The 16,994-nt window shown below is 34.7% G+C and carries 22 protein-coding genes; 11 read left to right on the top strand and 11 right to left on the bottom strand.

What is annotated here, in order from left to right; all coding sequences use genetic code 11:
- Window positions 1-17: 17 nt before the first annotated feature.
- Both ACX12B_RS05175 and thiL read left to right on the top strand, forming a co-directional pair.
- Window positions 18-1,316, top strand: a complete 1,299-nt coding sequence (locus tag ACX12B_RS05175) for a phosphomannomutase (RefSeq protein ID WP_459352981.1) — start codon at window positions 18-20, stop codon at window positions 1,314-1,316.
- Complete coding sequence (gene thiL / locus ACX12B_RS05170) at window positions 1,300-2,250, top strand: thiamine-phosphate kinase (protein WP_459352980.1); 951 nt, start codon at window positions 1,300-1,302, stop codon at window positions 2,248-2,250. The genes ACX12B_RS05175 and thiL overlap by 17 nt, the downstream gene beginning before the upstream one ends.
- On the opposite strand, the gene ACX12B_RS05165 is transcribed toward thiL, so the two are convergent.
- On the bottom strand, window positions 2,251-2,655 hold the full coding sequence (locus ACX12B_RS05165) for a hypothetical protein (RefSeq protein ID WP_459352979.1): 405 nt from the start codon (window positions 2,653-2,655) through the stop codon (window positions 2,251-2,253).
- Window positions 2,656-2,688: 33 nt separating this feature from the next.
- On the opposite strand from ACX12B_RS05165, the gene ACX12B_RS05160 reads away from it, so the two are divergent.
- Window positions 2,689-3,192 (top strand): 30S ribosomal protein S11, encoded by a 504-nt coding sequence (locus ACX12B_RS05160; RefSeq protein ID WP_459352978.1) that lies wholly within the window; start codon window positions 2,689-2,691, stop codon window positions 3,190-3,192.
- Here ACX12B_RS05160 and ACX12B_RS05155 read toward each other — a convergent pair.
- The 3 genes from ACX12B_RS05155 to ACX12B_RS05145 are packed head-to-tail and all read right to left on the bottom strand — an operon-like array spanning window position 3,189 to window position 5,352.
- Entirely contained in the window at window positions 3,189-3,500 is a 312-nt protein-coding gene (locus ACX12B_RS05155; RefSeq protein WP_459352977.1) for a hypothetical protein, read from the bottom strand. The two genes, ACX12B_RS05160 and ACX12B_RS05155, sit on opposite strands and share 4 nt — an antisense overlap.
- Window positions 3,500-3,907: a DNA-binding protein gene (locus tag ACX12B_RS05150; protein ID WP_459352976.1), complete on the bottom strand. Its 408-nt coding sequence runs from the start codon at window positions 3,905-3,907 to the stop codon at window positions 3,500-3,502. Before ACX12B_RS05150 ends, ACX12B_RS05155 begins: the two co-directional genes overlap by 1 nt.
- Complete coding sequence (locus ACX12B_RS05145; RefSeq protein WP_459352975.1) at window positions 3,904-5,352, bottom strand: RtcB family protein; 1,449 nt, start codon at window positions 5,350-5,352, stop codon at window positions 3,904-3,906. The genes ACX12B_RS05150 and ACX12B_RS05145 overlap by 4 nt, the downstream gene beginning before the upstream one ends.
- 114 nt (window positions 5,353-5,466) lie before the next feature.
- Between ACX12B_RS05145 and ACX12B_RS05140 the strand changes: the two genes are divergently transcribed.
- Both ACX12B_RS05140 and purB read left to right on the top strand, forming a co-directional pair.
- Window positions 5,467-5,664 carry a hypothetical protein gene (locus tag ACX12B_RS05140; RefSeq protein ID WP_459352974.1) on the top strand — a complete coding sequence of 66 codons (198 nt, stop codon included), beginning with the start codon at window positions 5,467-5,469 and terminating at the stop codon, window positions 5,662-5,664.
- 38 nt (window positions 5,665-5,702) lie between these two features.
- On the top strand, window positions 5,703-7,064 hold the full coding sequence (gene purB / locus ACX12B_RS05135) for an adenylosuccinate lyase (protein ID WP_459352973.1): 1,362 nt from the start codon (window positions 5,703-5,705) through the stop codon (window positions 7,062-7,064).
- 250 nt (window positions 7,065-7,314) lie between these two features.
- Here the strand turns inward: purB and ACX12B_RS05130 are convergent, their stop codons facing one another.
- Window positions 7,315-7,521 (bottom strand): hypothetical protein, encoded by a 207-nt coding sequence (locus ACX12B_RS05130; protein ID WP_459352972.1) that lies wholly within the window; start codon window positions 7,519-7,521, stop codon window positions 7,315-7,317.
- A complete protein-coding gene (locus ACX12B_RS05125) occupies window positions 7,511-8,119 on the bottom strand; it encodes a hypothetical protein (protein ID WP_459352971.1) in 609 nt (202 codons plus the stop codon). The genes ACX12B_RS05130 and ACX12B_RS05125 overlap by 11 nt, the downstream gene beginning before the upstream one ends.
- Window positions 8,120-8,420: 301 nt before the next feature.
- Here ACX12B_RS05125 and ACX12B_RS05120 point away from each other — a divergent pair, with 301 nt between their 5' ends.
- On the top strand, window positions 8,421-8,612 hold the full coding sequence (locus tag ACX12B_RS05120) for a hypothetical protein (protein ID WP_459353025.1): 192 nt from the start codon (window positions 8,421-8,423) through the stop codon (window positions 8,610-8,612).
- Between the two features lie 12 nt (window positions 8,613-8,624).
- On the opposite strand, the gene ACX12B_RS05115 is transcribed toward ACX12B_RS05120, so the two are convergent.
- Complete coding sequence (locus ACX12B_RS05115; RefSeq protein ID WP_459352970.1) at window positions 8,625-9,437, bottom strand: helix-turn-helix transcriptional regulator; 813 nt, start codon at window positions 9,435-9,437, stop codon at window positions 8,625-8,627.
- A gap of 1,086 nt (window positions 9,438-10,523) precedes the next feature.
- The gene (hsp20, locus tag ACX12B_RS05110; RefSeq protein ID WP_459352969.1) at window positions 10,524-11,018 is read right to left on the bottom strand and encodes an archaeal heat shock protein Hsp20; all 495 of its coding nucleotides are present in this window, start codon (window positions 11,016-11,018) and stop codon (window positions 10,524-10,526) included.
- 177 nt (window positions 11,019-11,195) lie between these two features.
- Between hsp20 and ACX12B_RS05105 the strand changes: the two genes are divergently transcribed.
- The 3 genes from ACX12B_RS05105 to ACX12B_RS05095 all read left to right on the top strand — a co-directional run bounded on the left by ACX12B_RS05105 (window position 11,196) and on the right by ACX12B_RS05095 (window position 13,495).
- Window positions 11,196-11,675 carry a hypothetical protein gene (locus ACX12B_RS05105; RefSeq protein WP_459352968.1) on the top strand — a complete coding sequence of 160 codons (480 nt, stop codon included), beginning with the start codon at window positions 11,196-11,198 and terminating at the stop codon, window positions 11,673-11,675.
- 426 nt (window positions 11,676-12,101) lie between these two features.
- Entirely contained in the window at window positions 12,102-13,043 is a 942-nt protein-coding gene (locus ACX12B_RS05100; RefSeq protein WP_459352967.1) for a CARDB domain-containing protein, read from the top strand.
- 20 nt (window positions 13,044-13,063) lie between these two features.
- Window positions 13,064-13,495 carry a universal stress protein gene (locus ACX12B_RS05095; RefSeq protein WP_459352966.1) on the top strand — a complete coding sequence of 144 codons (432 nt, stop codon included), beginning with the start codon at window positions 13,064-13,066 and terminating at the stop codon, window positions 13,493-13,495.
- A gap of 111 nt (window positions 13,496-13,606) precedes the next feature.
- Here ACX12B_RS05095 and ACX12B_RS05090 read toward each other — a convergent pair whose 3' ends face one another.
- Both ACX12B_RS05090 and ACX12B_RS05085 read right to left on the bottom strand, forming a co-directional pair.
- On the bottom strand, window positions 13,607-14,323 hold the full coding sequence (locus ACX12B_RS05090; protein ID WP_459352965.1) for a choice-of-anchor C family protein: 717 nt from the start codon (window positions 14,321-14,323) through the stop codon (window positions 13,607-13,609).
- A gap of 147 nt (window positions 14,324-14,470) precedes the next feature.
- Window positions 14,471-15,718, bottom strand: a complete 1,248-nt coding sequence (locus ACX12B_RS05085; RefSeq protein WP_459352964.1) for a GAF domain-containing sensor histidine kinase — start codon at window positions 15,716-15,718, stop codon at window positions 14,471-14,473.
- A gap of 181 nt (window positions 15,719-15,899) precedes the next feature.
- Here ACX12B_RS05085 and ACX12B_RS05080 point away from each other — a divergent pair, with 181 nt between their 5' ends.
- Entirely contained in the window at window positions 15,900-16,100 is a 201-nt protein-coding gene (locus tag ACX12B_RS05080) for a C2H2-type zinc finger protein (protein ID WP_459352963.1), read from the top strand.
- 103 nt (window positions 16,101-16,203) lie between these two features.
- Window positions 16,204-16,677 carry a universal stress protein gene (locus ACX12B_RS05075; RefSeq protein ID WP_459352962.1) on the top strand — a complete coding sequence of 158 codons (474 nt, stop codon included), beginning with the start codon at window positions 16,204-16,206 and terminating at the stop codon, window positions 16,675-16,677.
- A gap of 15 nt (window positions 16,678-16,692) precedes the next feature.
- Here the strand turns inward: ACX12B_RS05075 and ACX12B_RS05070 are convergent, their stop codons facing one another.
- Window positions 16,693-16,920 (bottom strand): Lrp/AsnC ligand binding domain-containing protein, encoded by a 228-nt coding sequence (locus ACX12B_RS05070; RefSeq protein ID WP_459352961.1) that lies wholly within the window; start codon window positions 16,918-16,920, stop codon window positions 16,693-16,695.
- Between the last annotated feature and the right edge of the window lie 74 nt (window positions 16,921-16,994).

The raw sequence follows: 16,994 nt of genomic DNA, 5'->3' as shown, positions 1-16,994 counted from the left end.
TTTCTGAGTTGGATTGATTGAAAAAAACAATTTCAGGAATTAGAGGAATATTTGGAGAAGACCTCAATCTAAAAGACGTATTAGAATTTTGTAACAACTTTTCATCACTAGTAAAGTCTGGAAAATGTGCAATCGGAAAAGACACAAGACCGTCAGGTTCCATGATAAAAGATACTGCCAGTGCAGCGTTAATGAAAAACGGAATTGATGTTTTTAATTTAGAGACTGTTCCAACGCCAGTAGTTTTCAGAGAAGCAAGAAAGTATGGTGCAGGAATTGTTGTTTCATCTTCTCACAATCCAATTCAATGGAATGGAATGAAATTCATCATTGAAGGAAGAGGAATTAATGAAAAGGAACTTCCGCAGATAATTGAGAAACAAGAGATCAAAAGTGAGAAGATTGGCATCGAGCAAGACATTTCATCGTCATACATTGAGGATGCAAGAAAGATTATCGGAGATTTGGAGAATCAACCAGAGGTTGTAGTAGATATTGGAGGAGGGGCTGCAAAAGGATTTGCGCCTGAATTGTTAGAATCAATTGGTTGCAATGTTCAGGTGTTAAATGAGAACCTGCAAGACTGCAGTAGAGGTCCAGATCCCACTTCAGATAATTTGGATGACCTTGTTTTGGCATCATCAAAAAAAGAGATCGGGTTTGCATTTGACTTGGATGGTGATAGACTAGTTGTAGTTAGAAACGGAAAGAAACAGACACCAGATGTAACATTGGGATTGGGAGTTGCAAAGTCATTAGAGTTAGGATACAAGAAATTTGTTCTAAGCATTGACACTAGTGTTTCAGTTGAAAAGTTCATCAAAGAGAATGGGGGAACAGTTCAGCGAACCAAAGTTGGAGAAGCAAATGTAATTGAACAGATGATAAAAGACAATGCACAAGCTGGAGGAGAAGGAAGTAGTGGCGGTTTCATTCTACCTGAGTTTAATTATTGTAGAGAAGGAATTCTAACAAGCGGTTTGATCTCATCAATGCTTGGAAGTCAAAAGTTTAATGAAGTTTTGAATTTTATGGAAAGTTATTTTCAAATTAGAGACAAGACTGCAATTGATGCACAATTCCATGATAAAGTGATAGACAAAGTACAATCAACATTTGCAAATGACTATTCAGAAGTCAATACACTAGATGGAATCAAAGGAATCATTGATGATAACAGTTGGGTGTTGATAAGAAAATCAAACACTGAAGATATCATTAGAGTTTCAGCCGAATCAAATGATGAAGACAAATGTAAAAAAATTGTTAAGGATACAATAGAATTGGTGAATCAAAGTTATGAGCAAATTAGATGAGTCTGAAATTATCAAAATTTTTCAAAAGAAACTTGGAAACAAGAATTTTGTCTCTGAAGATGTAGAGATTTTCAAGTTACACAAACCAAACATCATAGCAAAGACAGACACGTTAGTTGAAAGCACTGACATTCCCCCTAAAATGAAACTATCAGATGCTGCAAGAAAAAGTGTAGTAGCCTGTGTAAGTGACTTTGTTGCAAAGGGAGTCAAGCCTCAATATGGGATAATTTCAGTAAACTTTCCTTCAAGCATTTCACGCTCAAAAGTAGAGGATGCTGCTAATGGCTTTAGAAAAGCCTGCAATGAGTTTGGAATTTCCATTCTAGGAGGCGATACAAACGCAGGAAGAGAAGTTGTGTTTAATGTATGCCTATTTGGAAGTTCTCATAGTATAGTACCCAGAGGTGGTTCAAAGACAAAGGATCTGATTTTTGCAACAGGGCCATTTGGTTATACTGCAGCAGGTCTAGGCATACTATTACACAAAAAGAAAGGAAGTAAAGACTTTGTCAGAAAATCTGTCCAATCAGTAATACATCCAAAGCCCAGAGTAAATTTTGGGTTGAGAAATAAAAAATACTTTACTGCAACAATGGATTCTAGTGATGGTTTATCCACTACACTAAATGAGATGGCAAAGCAATCAAAAAAGAAATTTGTAATTACTGATTCGCCACACAAAAAGGATTTAGAGAATCATGCAAAGTCACAAAAATTGAATTTAGATAATTTAGTTTTTCACGGAGGTGAAGAATACGAGTTTGTGTTTACAATTAATCCAAAACACAGACAAACCATTCTAAAAAATGCAAAACAACTCAAGACACCAATTGTTGAAATTGGGTACGTAACTGTAGGTAAAGGAGTTGTATTGCAAAGAAACAACAAAGAGATTACTCTAAAAGATTCTGGTTGGAAACACTTTAGATAATTATTCGCCGTGTGAAACGTCTCGTTCTACATTATTTACAATACTAAAAACAGATTCAGCAGGCAAAACTGCAACACATTCATTCATCCATAAATCATCAAGGTATAGTAATCGTTTTCTGTCATCTTCAGACAAGTCTTCAGGATGAGCTTCAGGGTATAGTGCATGTATCTTGTATCCTTCATTTGCAATCTGTTGGCATTTTTTCTCTTGAGGTGACAAAATGACTTCGTTGATCGGAGTTAGTGATTGGATTGCCATCGAGCCAAACAAAGCAGCAGCTACTGCAACGCCAATTGCCAAAAACAAGATAGAGCCCATATGGAATCTTTGGATTTTGTCAGTATAAGAAGAATAGTCGTTTTTGGGCCAAGTAGTAAAATCAAAGCAAAATTCCAAAATCAATGTTTTTTAAACCCCTTTAGGTGTGAGTAGTCATTGTCAGAAGTCGAAGCCAAAGTTGAGGAAGCACCAGTCGAAGAGACTGAGGCACCTGTCGAAGTAGAATCAGAGGCAGTAGAAGAAAAAACTCAGCCACAGGCAAAGAAAGAGGAAGGCCCAGAGAAATGGGGTATCGCTCACATTTACAGTAGTTACAATAACACAATCATTCACATGACCGATCTAACTGGTGGCGAAACTGTTGCTATCAGTTCTGGTGGAATTCACGTCAATGCAGACAGATACGAATCATCACCATTTGCTGCAATGAAAGCTGCAAATGCAGTAGTAGAATCTGCAAAGACAAAAGGATTCACAGGATTCCATATCAGAGTTCGTGCTGTTGGCGGAGTTGGTTCTAGAGTTCCAGGTCCAGGTGCACAAGCTGCAATCAGAGCACTAGCAAGAGGCGGATTTAAGATTGGAAGAATTGATGATGTTACACCTATTCCTCACGACACCACCAGAAAGAAGGGTGGAAAGAGAGGAAGAAGAGTCTAGTTAGTGACTTTAATTTTTACGTCACAGTTCTTAGAAGCAAAATAATCTTTCAAAAATTCAGCAAACTTTTCTTCTGCAGTACTAGAACGGTATTTTGATATCATGTCTGCAAACTTTTCTTCAATGCCTTGCTGTAATTCAGATTTGAATGCAATTTTAAAAAAAGTCCAACCAAAATTTTCGGTTGGTTCACTGAACACATATCCATTATATCCACCAGTTAGTGTTTCCATGTGAGACAGAGCTTTTTTGATGTTAAATGCATCATCTGAATAATTTTTTGTAGAAATTTCCAAAGTAATAGCCATTATTCTTCATCCTGAGAAGATTGCTTGCTAAGTTTGTCAGTTAGTGAAACAAATTTTCCGTCTTGTTCAATGTTGATTTTAGTCTCCATTCTAATGTGTAGTCCAACTGCTCTAAACAATGCTAGCAGTTTTCCTCCATCAAGAGTTTCATTAAGTTCGCCGGATTTTATCAATTCAGATAATTTTAGTACAATCATTTTTGTTTCATTTGGAAATTGTGATTCGGCATTTTGTAAAACTTCTAGTCCTCTAAATCCCAAAACTTTGACTAGCATGTCCCTTGGATTTTCAACAGGTTTTTGTTCAGTTTGTTTGGGAGCAGAATCTTGTCTTGATACAAGATTTTTTTGCATCTCTGCTAGTCGTTTTGCTTTTAGTCTCTCTAGTTCTGAATCTTCTTCGCTCAACCTTTAATCACACCTATAGGCACTAATTTTGCCACTTTGGTGGCAATTCCAAGATCATGAGAAACATTAACGACAGAATCAACATCTTTGTAGGCTTGAGGTGTCTCCTCCACAACTCCATCTCTGGTCAATGCTTTGATAAAAATACCCTTGTCATTTAGGGATTTTTTAACGTCATCTTCAGTATAGTTTCTTCTTGCCTTGGAGCGAGACATTGTCCTTCCTGCTCCATGTGCAGTAGAACCAAAGCTTAGATCCATTGAATTTGGTTGCCCAAGTAAAATCCAGCTTGCAGTACCCATAGAACCAGGAACCAAGACAGGTTGACCAAGATGACGATATTTTGTTGGAATCTCATCTCTGTTTGCAGGAAATGCTCTAGTTGCACCCTTTCTGTGAACAACTAGTTTTCTCTCCTCACCATTTACCTTGTGCTTTTCTACTTTGGCAATATTATGTGCAACATCATAAACTAGTTTCATATCAAGATCAGACTCTGATTGATTAAAGACACGTTCAAAAGATTTTCTAGTCCAATGAGTAATCATCTGTCTGTTACTCCAAGCAAAGTTCAGAGCTGCAAACATTGCTTTTCTGTAAGACTCTCCTTCTTCAGAAGTGTTTGGAACACATGCAAGTTCTCTGTCAGGTAAAGTGATGTTGTATTTGGACATGGCTTGTTCTGCAACTCTCAAGTAATCACTACACACTTGATGGCCAAATCCTCTTGAACCACAGTGAATTAGAACAGTAATTGTTCCTTCTTTGATTCCCATTTTTTCAGCTGCTTCCTCATCATGAATCTCTGCAACTTTTTGAATTTCAAGAAAATGATTACCTGAACCTAAACTACCAAGCTGAGGTGCACCTCGCTTTCTTGCTTTATCTGAAACTTTGTTAGGATCTGCGTTTTTTATCTGTCCATTCTCTTCACAAACATCTGAATCGTTTGTTGAACCATAACCATGATCAATTGCCCAGTTTACTCCATTAACTAGAACCTCATCAAGTTCAGAGTGACTGAGTTTTACTGCACCCTTAGAGCCAACACCTGAAGGGATTGAACTAAACAGATCAGTTACAATATCTTTTAGTTTAGAGCGAACCAAATCTTCAGTTAGATTAGAACGGAGTAATCTTACTCCACAATTAATGTCATAACCAACACCACCTGGACTGATCATTCCTTCTTCAGCATCCATGGCAGCAACACCACCAACAGGAAATCCATACCCTTCATGTCCGTCAGGTAAAACAACACTGTGTCCTACAATTCCAGGAATAGATGAGACGTTTCTTGCTTGCATGATAGTCCTATCAGTAAGCATTTTGTCTAGCAATGCTTCATTAGCGTAAATTCTAACTGGAACCTTCATTCCTAAATTAGAATCTGCATCAATTTGATATTGATTCTCTCCAATTTTTCTTGGAGTCATGTTACTCATATTGATTGAAAACCTGTAGGTTCCAATTTTAATCTTCAGTAAAATGATTTTTTTGAAAAACCAAAATGGAAAATAATGATAGGACTTAACTAGGATAAATTACACTTACAAAACATGGTAAGACGAAAATTAACTGAAGACGAAAAGGAAAAACAAAAAGAAGAACAAAAAACTAGAGCAAAAGCATCAAGAGCAGCAAGAAGAAGTGGAAAAAGTATGAAAACTGAAGGCAAAGTAAGCAAATCAAAGGCAAAAACAAAAGAAGCAAGATCTCAAAAGAAAGTTGCCACAGTCAACAAATCACGATACTGAGGAGTAGATTTATTTTCCAATAAGTTCAGGTAGAATCATTGGCAATTCTACCTATTGATAGTGGTCGTTATGGCACTAAAGAAATGATGGAAATTTTTAGTGAACAGAAAAAAATCAACTATCAATTGGAAATTGAAGGTGCAGCTGCAATCTCTCAAAGTGAAATCGGAATGATTTCAAAAAGTATCGGTAAGGAAATTCACAGAGCTGCAACGTCAGGAAAAATTACTGCAAAGAGAATCAAGCAGCTAGAGGCAAAAAGTGATCATGACACTGCAGCACTAGTTGAATCACTTAGTGAGAAATGTAGCAAGAATGCAAGACCATGGATTCACTATGGATTGACAAGCAATGACTTGGTTGATACAAGTAATTCAATGCAGATGCGTGATGCACTGCAAATCATTGAACCCAAAGTCGCAAAGATGGCATCAATCTTGGCCAAAAAAGCAGTAAAGCATTCTAAAGTTCCAGCAGTTGGTAGAACACACGGACAACATGCCAGTATCATTTCATTTGGATTAAAATTTGCAAACTGGGCAGCAGAGATGGCAAAGCACATTGAGAGAATTGAAGAGATAAAGAAGAGAATTTTGATTTGTAAAACATTAGGAGTTGTTGGAACAGGTTCACTGATGGGTGCAAAGTCACTTGAAGTTCAAAGAAGAGCTGCAAAGAGATTGAAATTATTCCCAGCTGAAGTAACAACACAAGTTGTTCCAAGGGAGAGATATGCCGAATATGTCTTTGAATTGGCATTGATTGGTGCAACGTTAGAAAAAATTGCAATAGAGATTAGAAATCTGCAGAGAACCGAGATCGGTGAGGTTGCAGAGCAGTTCAAGAAAGGACAGATGGGAAGCAGTGCAGTTCCTGTAAAGAGAAATCCAATCAAAAGTGAGCGTGTATCATCATTATCTAAACTAGTTCGAAGTCAAGTTGCAGTGGCTTTTGAGAATATTCCATTATGGCATGAGCGTGATTTATCAAATTCAGCTAATGAGAGATTTGTAATTCCTACAGTATCCATTCTAGTTGATGAAATGCTTGAAACCATGACTAGAATTGTTTCAAACTTGTTTGTAAATGAAAAGAGAATCGTAGAGAATCTCTACATCACAAAGGGACAAATCTTTGCAGAATTTGTTTTGGAGGCACTAATCAAGAAAGGAGTTCCCAGATTTGTTGCATACAGAGACGTGCAGCGAGTTGCATTTTTGGCAAACGACAAGGGAATGTTTTACAAAGATGCAATCAAAAAAGACAAGGCATTTACATCAAAGTTAACTGAAAAGGAGATTGATGCAATATTCTCACCTGAAAAACATCTTGGTGCATCACCTAAAATTATCAGTAACGTAAACCAGTCAGTTCACAATACAGTAAAGAAATTCATTTAGATTCAAAATAAAAAAAGTTAGATCTTTGATTGATCTTAACTAGTTTTTTGCTAAGCGTTGTATCATCGATATTTTTCACCATTACATCGGTCACACAATATCTCACATGAACTATTCAATGATACATACACGTTATCTGCCCAACATCTGTTGCATAGACCAATGAAGGATTGGGAATGTGCTAAAATGTCTCCCACATTCCCAGATAGGTGATCAGATGTTTGGAAAAGGGTGGTGAGTTTATGGGATGTCATTGTGCTTCTACCTTTTGTGTATGAAGTTGTTGCTCAGATTTGTTCACCATTTCTAATCCAAATGTGCAATCAAAGTGGATTCTCTCTAGTGTAGAATATCCACATGCAGGACAAATTTGCTGTATTGCCTGTTGACATTCTGAACATGTGGATTCTATTTGAAGCTCTGTGCCACAATTTCTGCAGCTTTCATCAGGCATCATTTTCACCTCCTTGAATTATCTCTCGAAGTTCATGATAGTCCTGGTTTGCCAGAGTTATTGCGTTGTTGTATACCTGCTTTAGTTCGTCAATGATTTTTTCATATTCGTCTTCAAGTTCTTTTAATTCTTCATTGTTTGTGATGTTCTCTATAGATTTGATGTAGTTATCTTCTGCCTGTTTTAGCTGTGTTTCATATTCAAGTTTTGCATCATTTATTGTCTGGGTAAGATGTTTTCTTGCTTTCTCTAAGGTAATTTTACCATCTTCAATTGCTTGGTCAAATTCAATTTGTGCTTGATTTATCTTCTGGTCTCGTAGAATCTTTGCATCTGCTACTGTCTTGTCATATTCTTTTTGAGCTAATTGCTTTGTTTCAGAATCTACATCAGGATTTGAGGTTATACTTTTCAGCTCTTGCTTTGCTTGAGTTATCGTCTCTGTAAATTCTATTTCTGCTGTTAAGACTGCTTCATCATAGATTGTTTTTGCATTCTCAGCATGTGCAGATGTTACCATCATGCCACCTGCAATCAAACTTGCAACAGATACTACTAGTGCAGTCAGAATTGTATTTTTTCTAAAACTATTTTTATTCATGATCATCACCTTTTTCCATTACAATCAGGAGGTTCATTTTATGAGCCTCCCTTCGAGGAATTTCCTCGAATTGACTGTATCTTGTTTAGATATTTTTCAAAGTTGCCAAATTGGGAAAAATAATGATTTGACATACTTCGAACTTGGTTGATTTGTTGTTCAAACCACATTTTCATTCACTGAGATAGGATTGGTTTTAGATGACATAAACTCAAGGCAACAACAATGATCACAAATACAATTTTTTCATTAATCGTCAGCTTTGGTGTTGACTAGTAATATCTTAGAATAACCACAGTCTATGAACAAGTTTACAATATACAAAACCATGACAACACAATCATTTCAAACAAAACCCAATAGCACTTGGGATAAAATGGTGCATGCCCCATTCAAAAAGGTCGTCAAGTTTGACTTAATCTGTATGGGATTAGGTGCAATGATGGGAATGGGATTAGGTGCATTCCTAGTCAAAGAAGTACTAGGAATGTAATTTTTTTATTTTTTACACTTTTTCAACTAGTTTACTTTCATTGAAGCTTCCTGCTTTGTTCCAATAATACAAGAAATAGTCATGACACCACTCATGAAAATCAGTAGAAGTTCCATAGAATATCTCAGATAGGTCAGGTTCACCATCAAGATCTGGAAATGCGATAAATGCTTCCTTTTCGTTTAGTACTATTGCAGTAGGAACAGTCTTTAGCATTTTTCTTTCAGCAGTTCCGTTTTGTATGTATTTTTTAAAATCAATTTTTTTCATATTCTCAGTTCTGCCTTCTGGAACTGTGCATGTTTCAGATAGAATGTATTGTAATTTTACGCCTTTTTTTAATTTCTCAATGAGTGGTTTGCCAAGATCCAAAATGATCTCAGATGTAAGAAGGTAGATGTACTCTTCGGCGTTATTGTAAATCTCCTTCCATTTTTCTAAAATAGTTCCTAGTCCTTTGATGTATTGACCATCAGAAAGCTGTCCAACACGCATATAGAATTTTTTTGGCATGTTACCAAAATTATGATGGTGGAAATATTTCATATTTTGAGACAGAAACATTATTGCAGGAACTTGGTTGTGCATGGTTCTTCCAAATTCAGTCAATTCATAATTTCCGTCACGATCTTTTATAATCAAATGACCATCTTCGAGTCTAGAAAAATTTCTGTAAACTTCTTGTTTTGTAGAATCAAATTCTTTAACTAGATCAGCAGGTTTTGATTTTTTTTCTTCAAGCTTGGCAAGGATTTGTAATCTCTGTATACTTGATAACTCCAGAAAGTTATTTGCTGCTGTTTCATACATTGAATCATCAACCATGGGTGGTAATTTCATTTTTAGATATTAAATTGTTATCAGCACAAAATGAAAAAGATAAAGAGGAATTATTTACACATGGCCTTAAAAATGAGCAGGACGTAAAATACATTGGAGGGGCTAGGTAGCAGGCCATAATTCAATTCCTCTTATGAAGCTCCCAGAGTTTCTTTTTGTAGGTTTCCTTCAGATGTAGCATGTTTAAGACATTTGGAATCTTCATGAAACAGATATAGGATTTGTAAGTTATATCGTCTGGTCAATTTTAGACTAGAAAAGTAAAGTCACAAAGTTACTTGTTGGTTTGCCCTGTCTGGTAAAATGCAGGTAATTTCATACCTGCAAAAAGACTAGCATACACCCAAGGGTTGTTCTTTTAAGATGATATTTTTGTAAAACCAGTCAATGAGGGATTGTTTTGAGTGATCCCATCTAAGATGGTTTTCAAAAGATTTTCTGTCTGTAAAGTATAGGTGGTATGGGCAAATAACACACGAATCATAGTTTTCCACTACATATTGTATCAATTTGTCTCTGTGTTTTGCTACATGAATCCTCCATTGCTGTTGCTCTGCAGTAATAGGAGATGGTTTCGTGCACAAAATACAAGATCCTGTTTTGTAACTCATAGTACTCACCTAAGGAAATCTTCTATACCCTCCTATCCTCCATTTATCGATTGTAAGTTTTTCATAGTCATCTTGTAAATTTTTTATTTTATTTTTTTCATTCATGATTACTAGTACACAAATCAGAACTATAAAGGACAGTCAAGAACAATGTTGAAAAGTAATTATGAAAAATTATTCAAAAGAGTTGAAGATGGGAGGGGAGAAAAAGAGTTGGCTTGTGGGCATTGAAGAGATATTCCTCCCATCGTTTGATTAAACTGCCGTCTCTTCTGAAAAGCCAATAAAGTTATGTGAAAATAATATTAAAAATCATATCAACAACGGTATTGAAAAGTTAACATTTTGTTACAAAATATTGGTAATTAAAAAAATCACGGGAGATTAGGTCTCTCCCATAATATCTGGAGGCTTTAGAATAGTTTTCCAGATTGTAGAATAGGAAATCATTTTCTTCTGCCTATTCTATTGGTACTATTTTTCCTACGGGCTTTTCTTCTGCAACTGACAAAGTCAATTCCAAGACTCCGTTGGTATACTTGGCTTTTGCAGAGTTTTCATCAACTTTTGATGGCAATGGTACTTTTTTCTGGTATTTTCTGTCTCCATGCTCAGCAGATATCAAAACCATATTGTCTGCCACATTGAGCTTGATGTCAGATTTTTCAATTCCTGGCATCTCAGAGACAAGTTTGATGGTGCCATCTTTATCGTTTGTTGAAACGTCTACAAGAGGATCTCTCACACTAGAATCTGTAAGCGTTCCTCCAGGCTTTGTATTTCCCCATTCTGTTACATGAGGAATACCATCTTCTCCTATTGTCTTTACATACCCATAGTAGTATGGGCCATAGGTTTGGACGCTGCCTCCATCAGGGCTTTCAAAGACATCACCCATTGAAAAAAAGGGGCTCGACAATCTTCGAAATGTTCTTTCAAATGCATTATCAAACATTTTTTTCACCGTATTGAGATATGGTTCTAAAAAACATAAAGTCTAAGCAACATGAAACGATACTAGTATCATTTTTTATGAAAAGTAAGCTCAGATGTTGAAATTTTGAGTAAAAATGGGCTTGATAAATTTTAGAATTGACTCTACTAAATAAGAAAATTTGTCCTAAGGGAATCCATGCAAAGTTACACATCATTCCAAAAATGGAATAAAAAAGCCGGTATTGTTACTGCGTTAGTTGCAATAGTTGGCATGGCTTCAATTCTATATACTGCAAGCAATTTTGCAAATGAGCAATTTGTATCAGCAGTTACAAGTAGTAATCCTTTCAAGTCAGAGACCATTGCAGACATTTATCCATGGGATGATCAAAGCACTTTAAACTCTGAGACACTAGATTTTGTTTCCCATTTGATACAGACAAGAAACAAAATAAGTGAAATTGACACTTTGATGGTTGAAGATATCAAAAATGGAATACATGATGCCGTTTTATTTGAACAAAAGGGCGACTTGCTAGTCAGCATAGGCCAATATGGAGCAGCAATTCCATTTTTTGAAGAATCCTTGGATATAGAATATCAAGAAGATGTGGAAAGGAAATTACTCAAAGCAAAAGCCATGATAGATAGAATGAATAGGATACAAGTTAACTAACGCAGTAACTAACGTATTTTTTTGATAATGGTATGTCAGATTGACATTGTATGGTTGAAAAATTTTTAAAAATCAGTAAAGACAATTATTGAAAATTAAATTTTGAATTTGACTTTATCTTATGTATAATATTGACGAATAACACAACATGATAAATAAAATTTCCAATCCGATTTCAAAATATGTAGGACTAGTAATAGGAGCTGGTGCAATACTAATGCTCACGTTTGGATATTACTCAGCATTTTAGAAATGCACTAGCACTATTTTTTTATTAGAAAATTTAGAAGAATTATGAATCCTTGATGGCATGAACCACTATTGAAAAGAAATTTTGTAAAATGAAAAGAAGAAGTTAGCACTAGAGAATATTTTTTTCTGTTACTTAAATATAAAAATTAGAAAAATGATTTGTTGACAAAAGTTATGAGTCCTTTGAAAACAGAGTCACTATTCAAAAATACTGCAAAGAACATATTTTTTGCACTATTTGCAGTATTAGTTACAATTACAATTTCACCGGTATTTGCTGAAAATTATGATATAGAGATTATGCCAGGATCATACCAAATAGGATGTCAAATAGACGACAAATGTGTTAACCCTTCAACAATTACTATTGTAGAAGGAGACAGTATAACATGGCTAAATTATGACATAGTATCGCATCAAATAGTTACTATAGAATCAGAAAATGATGAAAGAGTTGCAGGGAATTTTGATACAGGAGAAATTACTGCAGGTGAACAAAGTTCATTTACATTTAGACTAAATGGAGTTTATAATTATCATGACCCGGAATATTCTCACATTACAGGAACAATTATTGTCAAAACAGGTAACAGCCAACCAGATTTTGATTGGACATTAAAATCAATATTTTTTTCAGACATTAAAGGTGAAAACACAATTCCATTATTATTAAAACCACTATACATTACAAATGAGGTAACAAATATCGGAAAAAGTGATCCTCCTGAAACAAATTTTGGCCTTACAATCTACAAAGGATCGGAGATGGTATTTCAAGAATTTGAAAATTTACAAATTAAATCAGAACAAAGTTCTCATCTAACATATGTGTGGACACCAAAAGAGTCTGGGAAGTACACCATGATTTTTACAGCAGATGCTTCAGATTACACACTAGAAACAATCACTCAAAACAACATAGAATATAGAGAAATTTTTGTTTATAATGACATTCCAGGTCCAATAATACAGCATGAACATGGTATTGAATATGACAAAATAACATGTAAACAAGGATTAGAGTTGGTAACAAAAAAGACAAATAATTCTCCAATATGTGCGAGTCCAGATACAGTTATCAAATTGCTAGAGAGAAAATTTTTGAGTGATAAATAACATTTAACTGGAGAATTTACATGATAAGAAAAATTTTGATTCCTTTTGATGGAACGGCAAGTAGTGAAAAAGCAATTAAAAACACATTTCCCTTAATTGAAAAACATAATTCTGAAGTTGTTTTTTTAACATGTATACACGATAAAGCTACGTTTGGATTTTTTAAGACAAAGTCAGACAAAAAAGAAATGGAACAGCAAAAGAAAAAGGCTGAGGAAAATCACGAATGCCTAAAAAAAGAAGTAGAAAAACTAGGTATTTCATCTAGTTCAAAAGTTATCAAAAGCGATTTGGAATCTCGTTCGATAATAGAATATGCAAAAGATCACAATATCGATCTAATAGTAATGAGTAAAACAAAGATTGGTACTCATGCAGAGAAAATGTATTACAATAGTACAGTTGATGCCGTTTTTAAAAATGCACCATGTCCGTTTCTTTACATCCCATGAAAAGGCAGGGCCCACGGGTATTCAGGTACTGTTTTGGAGTCAAAATAGACGCAAATAGGCACAAAATTAGGTGTTAAAAAAATAAAAAAGAAAAAATAGTTTTTTAGACTATTAACAAGGACCTAGTGTGTCACCGTGTTTTAGATGACCCTTCAATGCAGCTTCTGGAACTTCTTTAGTTTTTTCTGCAGGAGTTCCTGGTTTGTGACAGATTGTTACTTTTCCATCTTCAGGTTCTGTAATCTGTTCTACAACAATTACATTGTCAATTGCAGGTCCACAGAAAGTACCAGTAAGGCTTTCAAAGCTTAATGTACTAGTTGAGGATTCTGCGACAAATGAAAAGCCTTCTGTTGTCCAGCCCATGTTAGTATTTGATTTTCCTGTAGTATCAAAAGAAAATATATTTTCATATGAAGCTACAGAAACTTTCATGTTCTTAACATTAGGTTCACCACATGTACCTGGATTTCCTGCCATGTCAAAAGACACATCATAAGTGATGCCTACTTCAGTAGGGATGTCTTGTGAGACTATGCCTTTTCCAGGAGTTCCAGACAAATCAATGCTCTTTGTACCATCTGATGCATCCCAGAGTGTACAAATCCAATCAATAGTAGGTCCTGCAGAAATAGTCCATCCGTTAAGAGTAGGCCAACCGGCTGTCAATGTGACAAATGGAGAATTACAGTCTGAATTAGGATCTTCTTCAAAGCTTCCATTGACTACAAGATTTGTTGCAGCATTTGCAGTTTGAATGCCTGATGTTGCAACAGCAGAAGTCAAAAGAATTGCAGATAGAACTAATGTAGATAGTATTGTTTTCATGTTATTATTTTGACGAATTTTTTGTCGAATATAAAGATAGTAAAGGGTTGATTTGAATCAAAACGAAGTCAATCAGATCACAATTTTATTAATAATCTGAATCCATCAAAAGCTTGAACCAATTATTGAAAATAAAGTGGGTGCAGATTAATTGTCAGTTTTTGGCAATTCAATAGTAAACGTAGTAGGGTTGTTGGTTACAGAAATGGTGCCACCATGTTGTTCAATAATGGATTTGCATATTCCTAATCCTAAACCAGTACCAGAAGATTTTGATGTAAACAGAGGCTCAAAAATCTTTGGCATTATTTCATCAGGTATACCAGATCCGGAATCTTCAATTTTTATCCTAAGTTTTGAGGAGTCATCATCTATTTGGATTATAATATTTCCTGAATCATTCATAGCCTGAATAGAATTAAGTAGAATATTTGTAAAAACTGCCTCCATCTTTCGTGCATCACAATTAATTTTAGAATCATTTTCAGGTAATGTAATCTTCACAGTTTCAGGTACAGACAGATTGTGTAAGGAGTTTTTTAGAATCTCCATCACAGAATTGTATGATGGATTAATCTGACTAGTTCTAACAAAATCCAAAGTATCTTCAATTATTCTATTTACATCTGTAATTGAATTTTTTAACAATCCACATCTTTGTTTCATTTGATCATCCATATCATTCTCTAATTGTTTACTTAGAATTTCAGAATATGTTTTGATTATTGATAAAGGGTTTTTCAAATCATGTGCAAGACGTGAAGCCATGGTTCCCAATGCCGACATTTTTTCAGTTTTTAAGAGTTGTTCTGTTTTTTGTTTAATTTCTTTTTCTAGATCAATATTCTGTTTTCGTAATTTTGTTTCAGCATCCATCAATTTGTTTGTATTTTCTTTTAGTTGTTGAGTTAAGGTAATGGTTTTAAACTCGTTTTCTACCCACTGGGCAAGATCATTTAGAATGTTTTTATCACCTTTACTTAATTTTCTTGGCTGTCTGTCAATGATGCACAAAGTTCCCAACACATGATGGTCAACACCAAAAAGTGGCTTTCCTGCATAAAATTTAATGTATGGCTCACTAGTTACAAGTAGATTATCTGAAAAACGTTCATCTTTTGTAGCATCTTCTACTACTAAAATTTCATCTTTATGAATTGCATGAGCACAAAAAGACATGCTGCGGGGTGTTTCTCTAGCAGACAAACCTGCACATGATTTGAACCATTGTCTGTTAACATCAACTAGACTTACTAGTGCAATAGGAACATCAAATATTATTTGTGCAATTTTTGTAATTCTATCAAACTTTTCTTCAGGAGGAGTATCAAGAATCTTTAATGCATGTAAAGATTGTATCCTTTCTTCTTCATTTATTAAAAGTGGGGCCTCCATAATTTCTCTCACTTATTTTACAGAATATAAACAGTTCATAAATAAAATGATGATTGTAAAAATAAGTAATTTAATTAAAAGCCCAAAAAATGGGACGCAGATAAGCGTAAAAATTGATTTTAGAAAGGGAATGTATGAGATATGAGAATTATCTTTAGTAGTAGAGGATACTAAACCAAGTATGGCAGATTTAGATGTAGAAAGTCAAAGGAAACTAAAATGCAATAAATGTGGTTCGAGGTTCAAGTATCCTGAAAGACTAGAAAAGCATAAAGAAATTGCACATAAAAAGAAAAAAGAAAAATGCAGAGCTTGTGGCGAGGAATTTCATTCTACAGACGACCTCAGAAAGCATAAAAAAATTTGCAAGGGACGAATGTAAGACTAGGAATTTACTTACAGGAAATTAAACAAAAAATAGTTGCATCCTGTACAACTTGGATAATTTTTATAGATATTAAATCAAAATAAGTTTGAAGATAATCATGTACAAGACCATACTTGTTCCACACGCAGGCACTCCAGCTGGAGATGAGGCACTTAAACATGCAATGTATGTAGCAAAAAACTCCTCTTCTAAAATAATCATCTTACACATAATAGAAGAAATTCATTATGCTCCTGTATCTTTTGCACTTACAGAATCAGAACGTAAGAAGTTATTTGACAGCATTAATGATGCAAATGAATCAATTCGTCACGAAATGGAAAAAAAGATGGTGAAATACGAACAGCAATGCAAGGAGGAAAATATTGAAGTTGATGTCAGAATAAAAGTAGGAGATGCAGCTGAAGTAATTTTAGAGGTCATACAACAGGAAAGTATTGATCTTGTGGTAATGGCAAAACGAAGAAAACTAAAAGGATTAAAAAAACTCCTATCTCTAGGAAGTGTATCTAGGAAAATAGCAGAAAATGCATCTTGTCCTGTTACTCTAGTTGATGTAGAAAATTTGTAAGATAATCCTAGAGTTCTATTTTGGTATAATCAGAGTAGATGTAGAGGTAACATCATCCATTTTTCTAATATCATGTATTATGTCCTGTAGATTGTTTTTTTCATCACTCTCAATTTTTACAATAATGTCATATGAGCCAAATATTGGATGTGCCTCTTTTATAGAATCAATTAATTTGAGATTTTGAATAACTTCAGATTCTGTACCCAGTACACAATTTATTAACACAAAAGCAATTGCCACAACTTTGGTGCTTTAAAAAATATTTAAGATTGTTGTTATTTGACACAACATCTTAAAATCCTAGAAAACTAAAT

Source organism: Nitrosopumilus sp. S6 (assembly GCF_054515815.1).
This window is presented reverse-complemented; position numbering and strand designations above follow the sequence as displayed.

What these genes read in the sequence shown, in the direction of transcription:
- thiL (WP_459352980.1), top strand. Translation starts at nt 1,300, where the DNA reads ATGAGCAAATTAGATGAGTCTGAAATTATCAAAATTTTTCAAAAGAAA.
- ACX12B_RS05155 (WP_459352977.1), bottom strand. Translation starts at nt 3,500, where the DNA reads ATGGCTATTACTTTGGAAATTTCTACAAAAAATTATTCAGATGATGCA.
- ACX12B_RS05145 (WP_459352975.1), bottom strand. Translation starts at nt 5,352, where the DNA reads ATGAGTAACATGACTCCAAGAAAAATTGGAGAGAATCAATATCAAATT.
- ACX12B_RS05140 (WP_459352974.1), top strand. Translation starts at nt 5,467, where the DNA reads ATGGTAAGACGAAAATTAACTGAAGACGAAAAGGAAAAACAAAAAGAA.
- ACX12B_RS05130 (WP_459352972.1), bottom strand. Translation starts at nt 7,521, where the DNA reads ATGATGCCTGATGAAAGCTGCAGAAATTGTGGCACAGAGCTTCAAATA.
- ACX12B_RS05125 (WP_459352971.1), bottom strand. Translation starts at nt 8,119, where the DNA reads ATGAATAAAAATAGTTTTAGAAAAAATACAATTCTGACTGCACTAGTA.
- ACX12B_RS05120 (WP_459353025.1), top strand. Translation starts at nt 8,421, where the DNA reads ATGAACAAGTTTACAATATACAAAACCATGACAACACAATCATTTCAA.
- ACX12B_RS05115 (WP_459352970.1), bottom strand. Translation starts at nt 9,437, where the DNA reads ATGGTTGATGATTCAATGTATGAAACAGCAGCAAATAACTTTCTGGAG.
- hsp20 (WP_459352969.1), bottom strand. Translation starts at nt 11,018, where the DNA reads ATGTTTGATAATGCATTTGAAAGAACATTTCGAAGATTGTCGAGCCCC.
- ACX12B_RS05105 (WP_459352968.1), top strand. Translation starts at nt 11,196, where the DNA reads ATGCAAAGTTACACATCATTCCAAAAATGGAATAAAAAAGCCGGTATT.
- ACX12B_RS05100 (WP_459352967.1), top strand. Translation starts at nt 12,102, where the DNA reads ATGAGTCCTTTGAAAACAGAGTCACTATTCAAAAATACTGCAAAGAAC.
- ACX12B_RS05095 (WP_459352966.1), top strand. Translation starts at nt 13,064, where the DNA reads ATGATAAGAAAAATTTTGATTCCTTTTGATGGAACGGCAAGTAGTGAA.
- ACX12B_RS05090 (WP_459352965.1), bottom strand. Translation starts at nt 14,323, where the DNA reads ATGAAAACAATACTATCTACATTAGTTCTATCTGCAATTCTTTTGACT.
- ACX12B_RS05085 (WP_459352964.1), bottom strand. Translation starts at nt 15,718, where the DNA reads ATGGAGGCCCCACTTTTAATAAATGAAGAAGAAAGGATACAATCTTTA.
- ACX12B_RS05080 (WP_459352963.1), top strand. Translation starts at nt 15,900, where the DNA reads ATGGCAGATTTAGATGTAGAAAGTCAAAGGAAACTAAAATGCAATAAA.
- ACX12B_RS05075 (WP_459352962.1), top strand. Translation starts at nt 16,204, where the DNA reads ATGTACAAGACCATACTTGTTCCACACGCAGGCACTCCAGCTGGAGAT.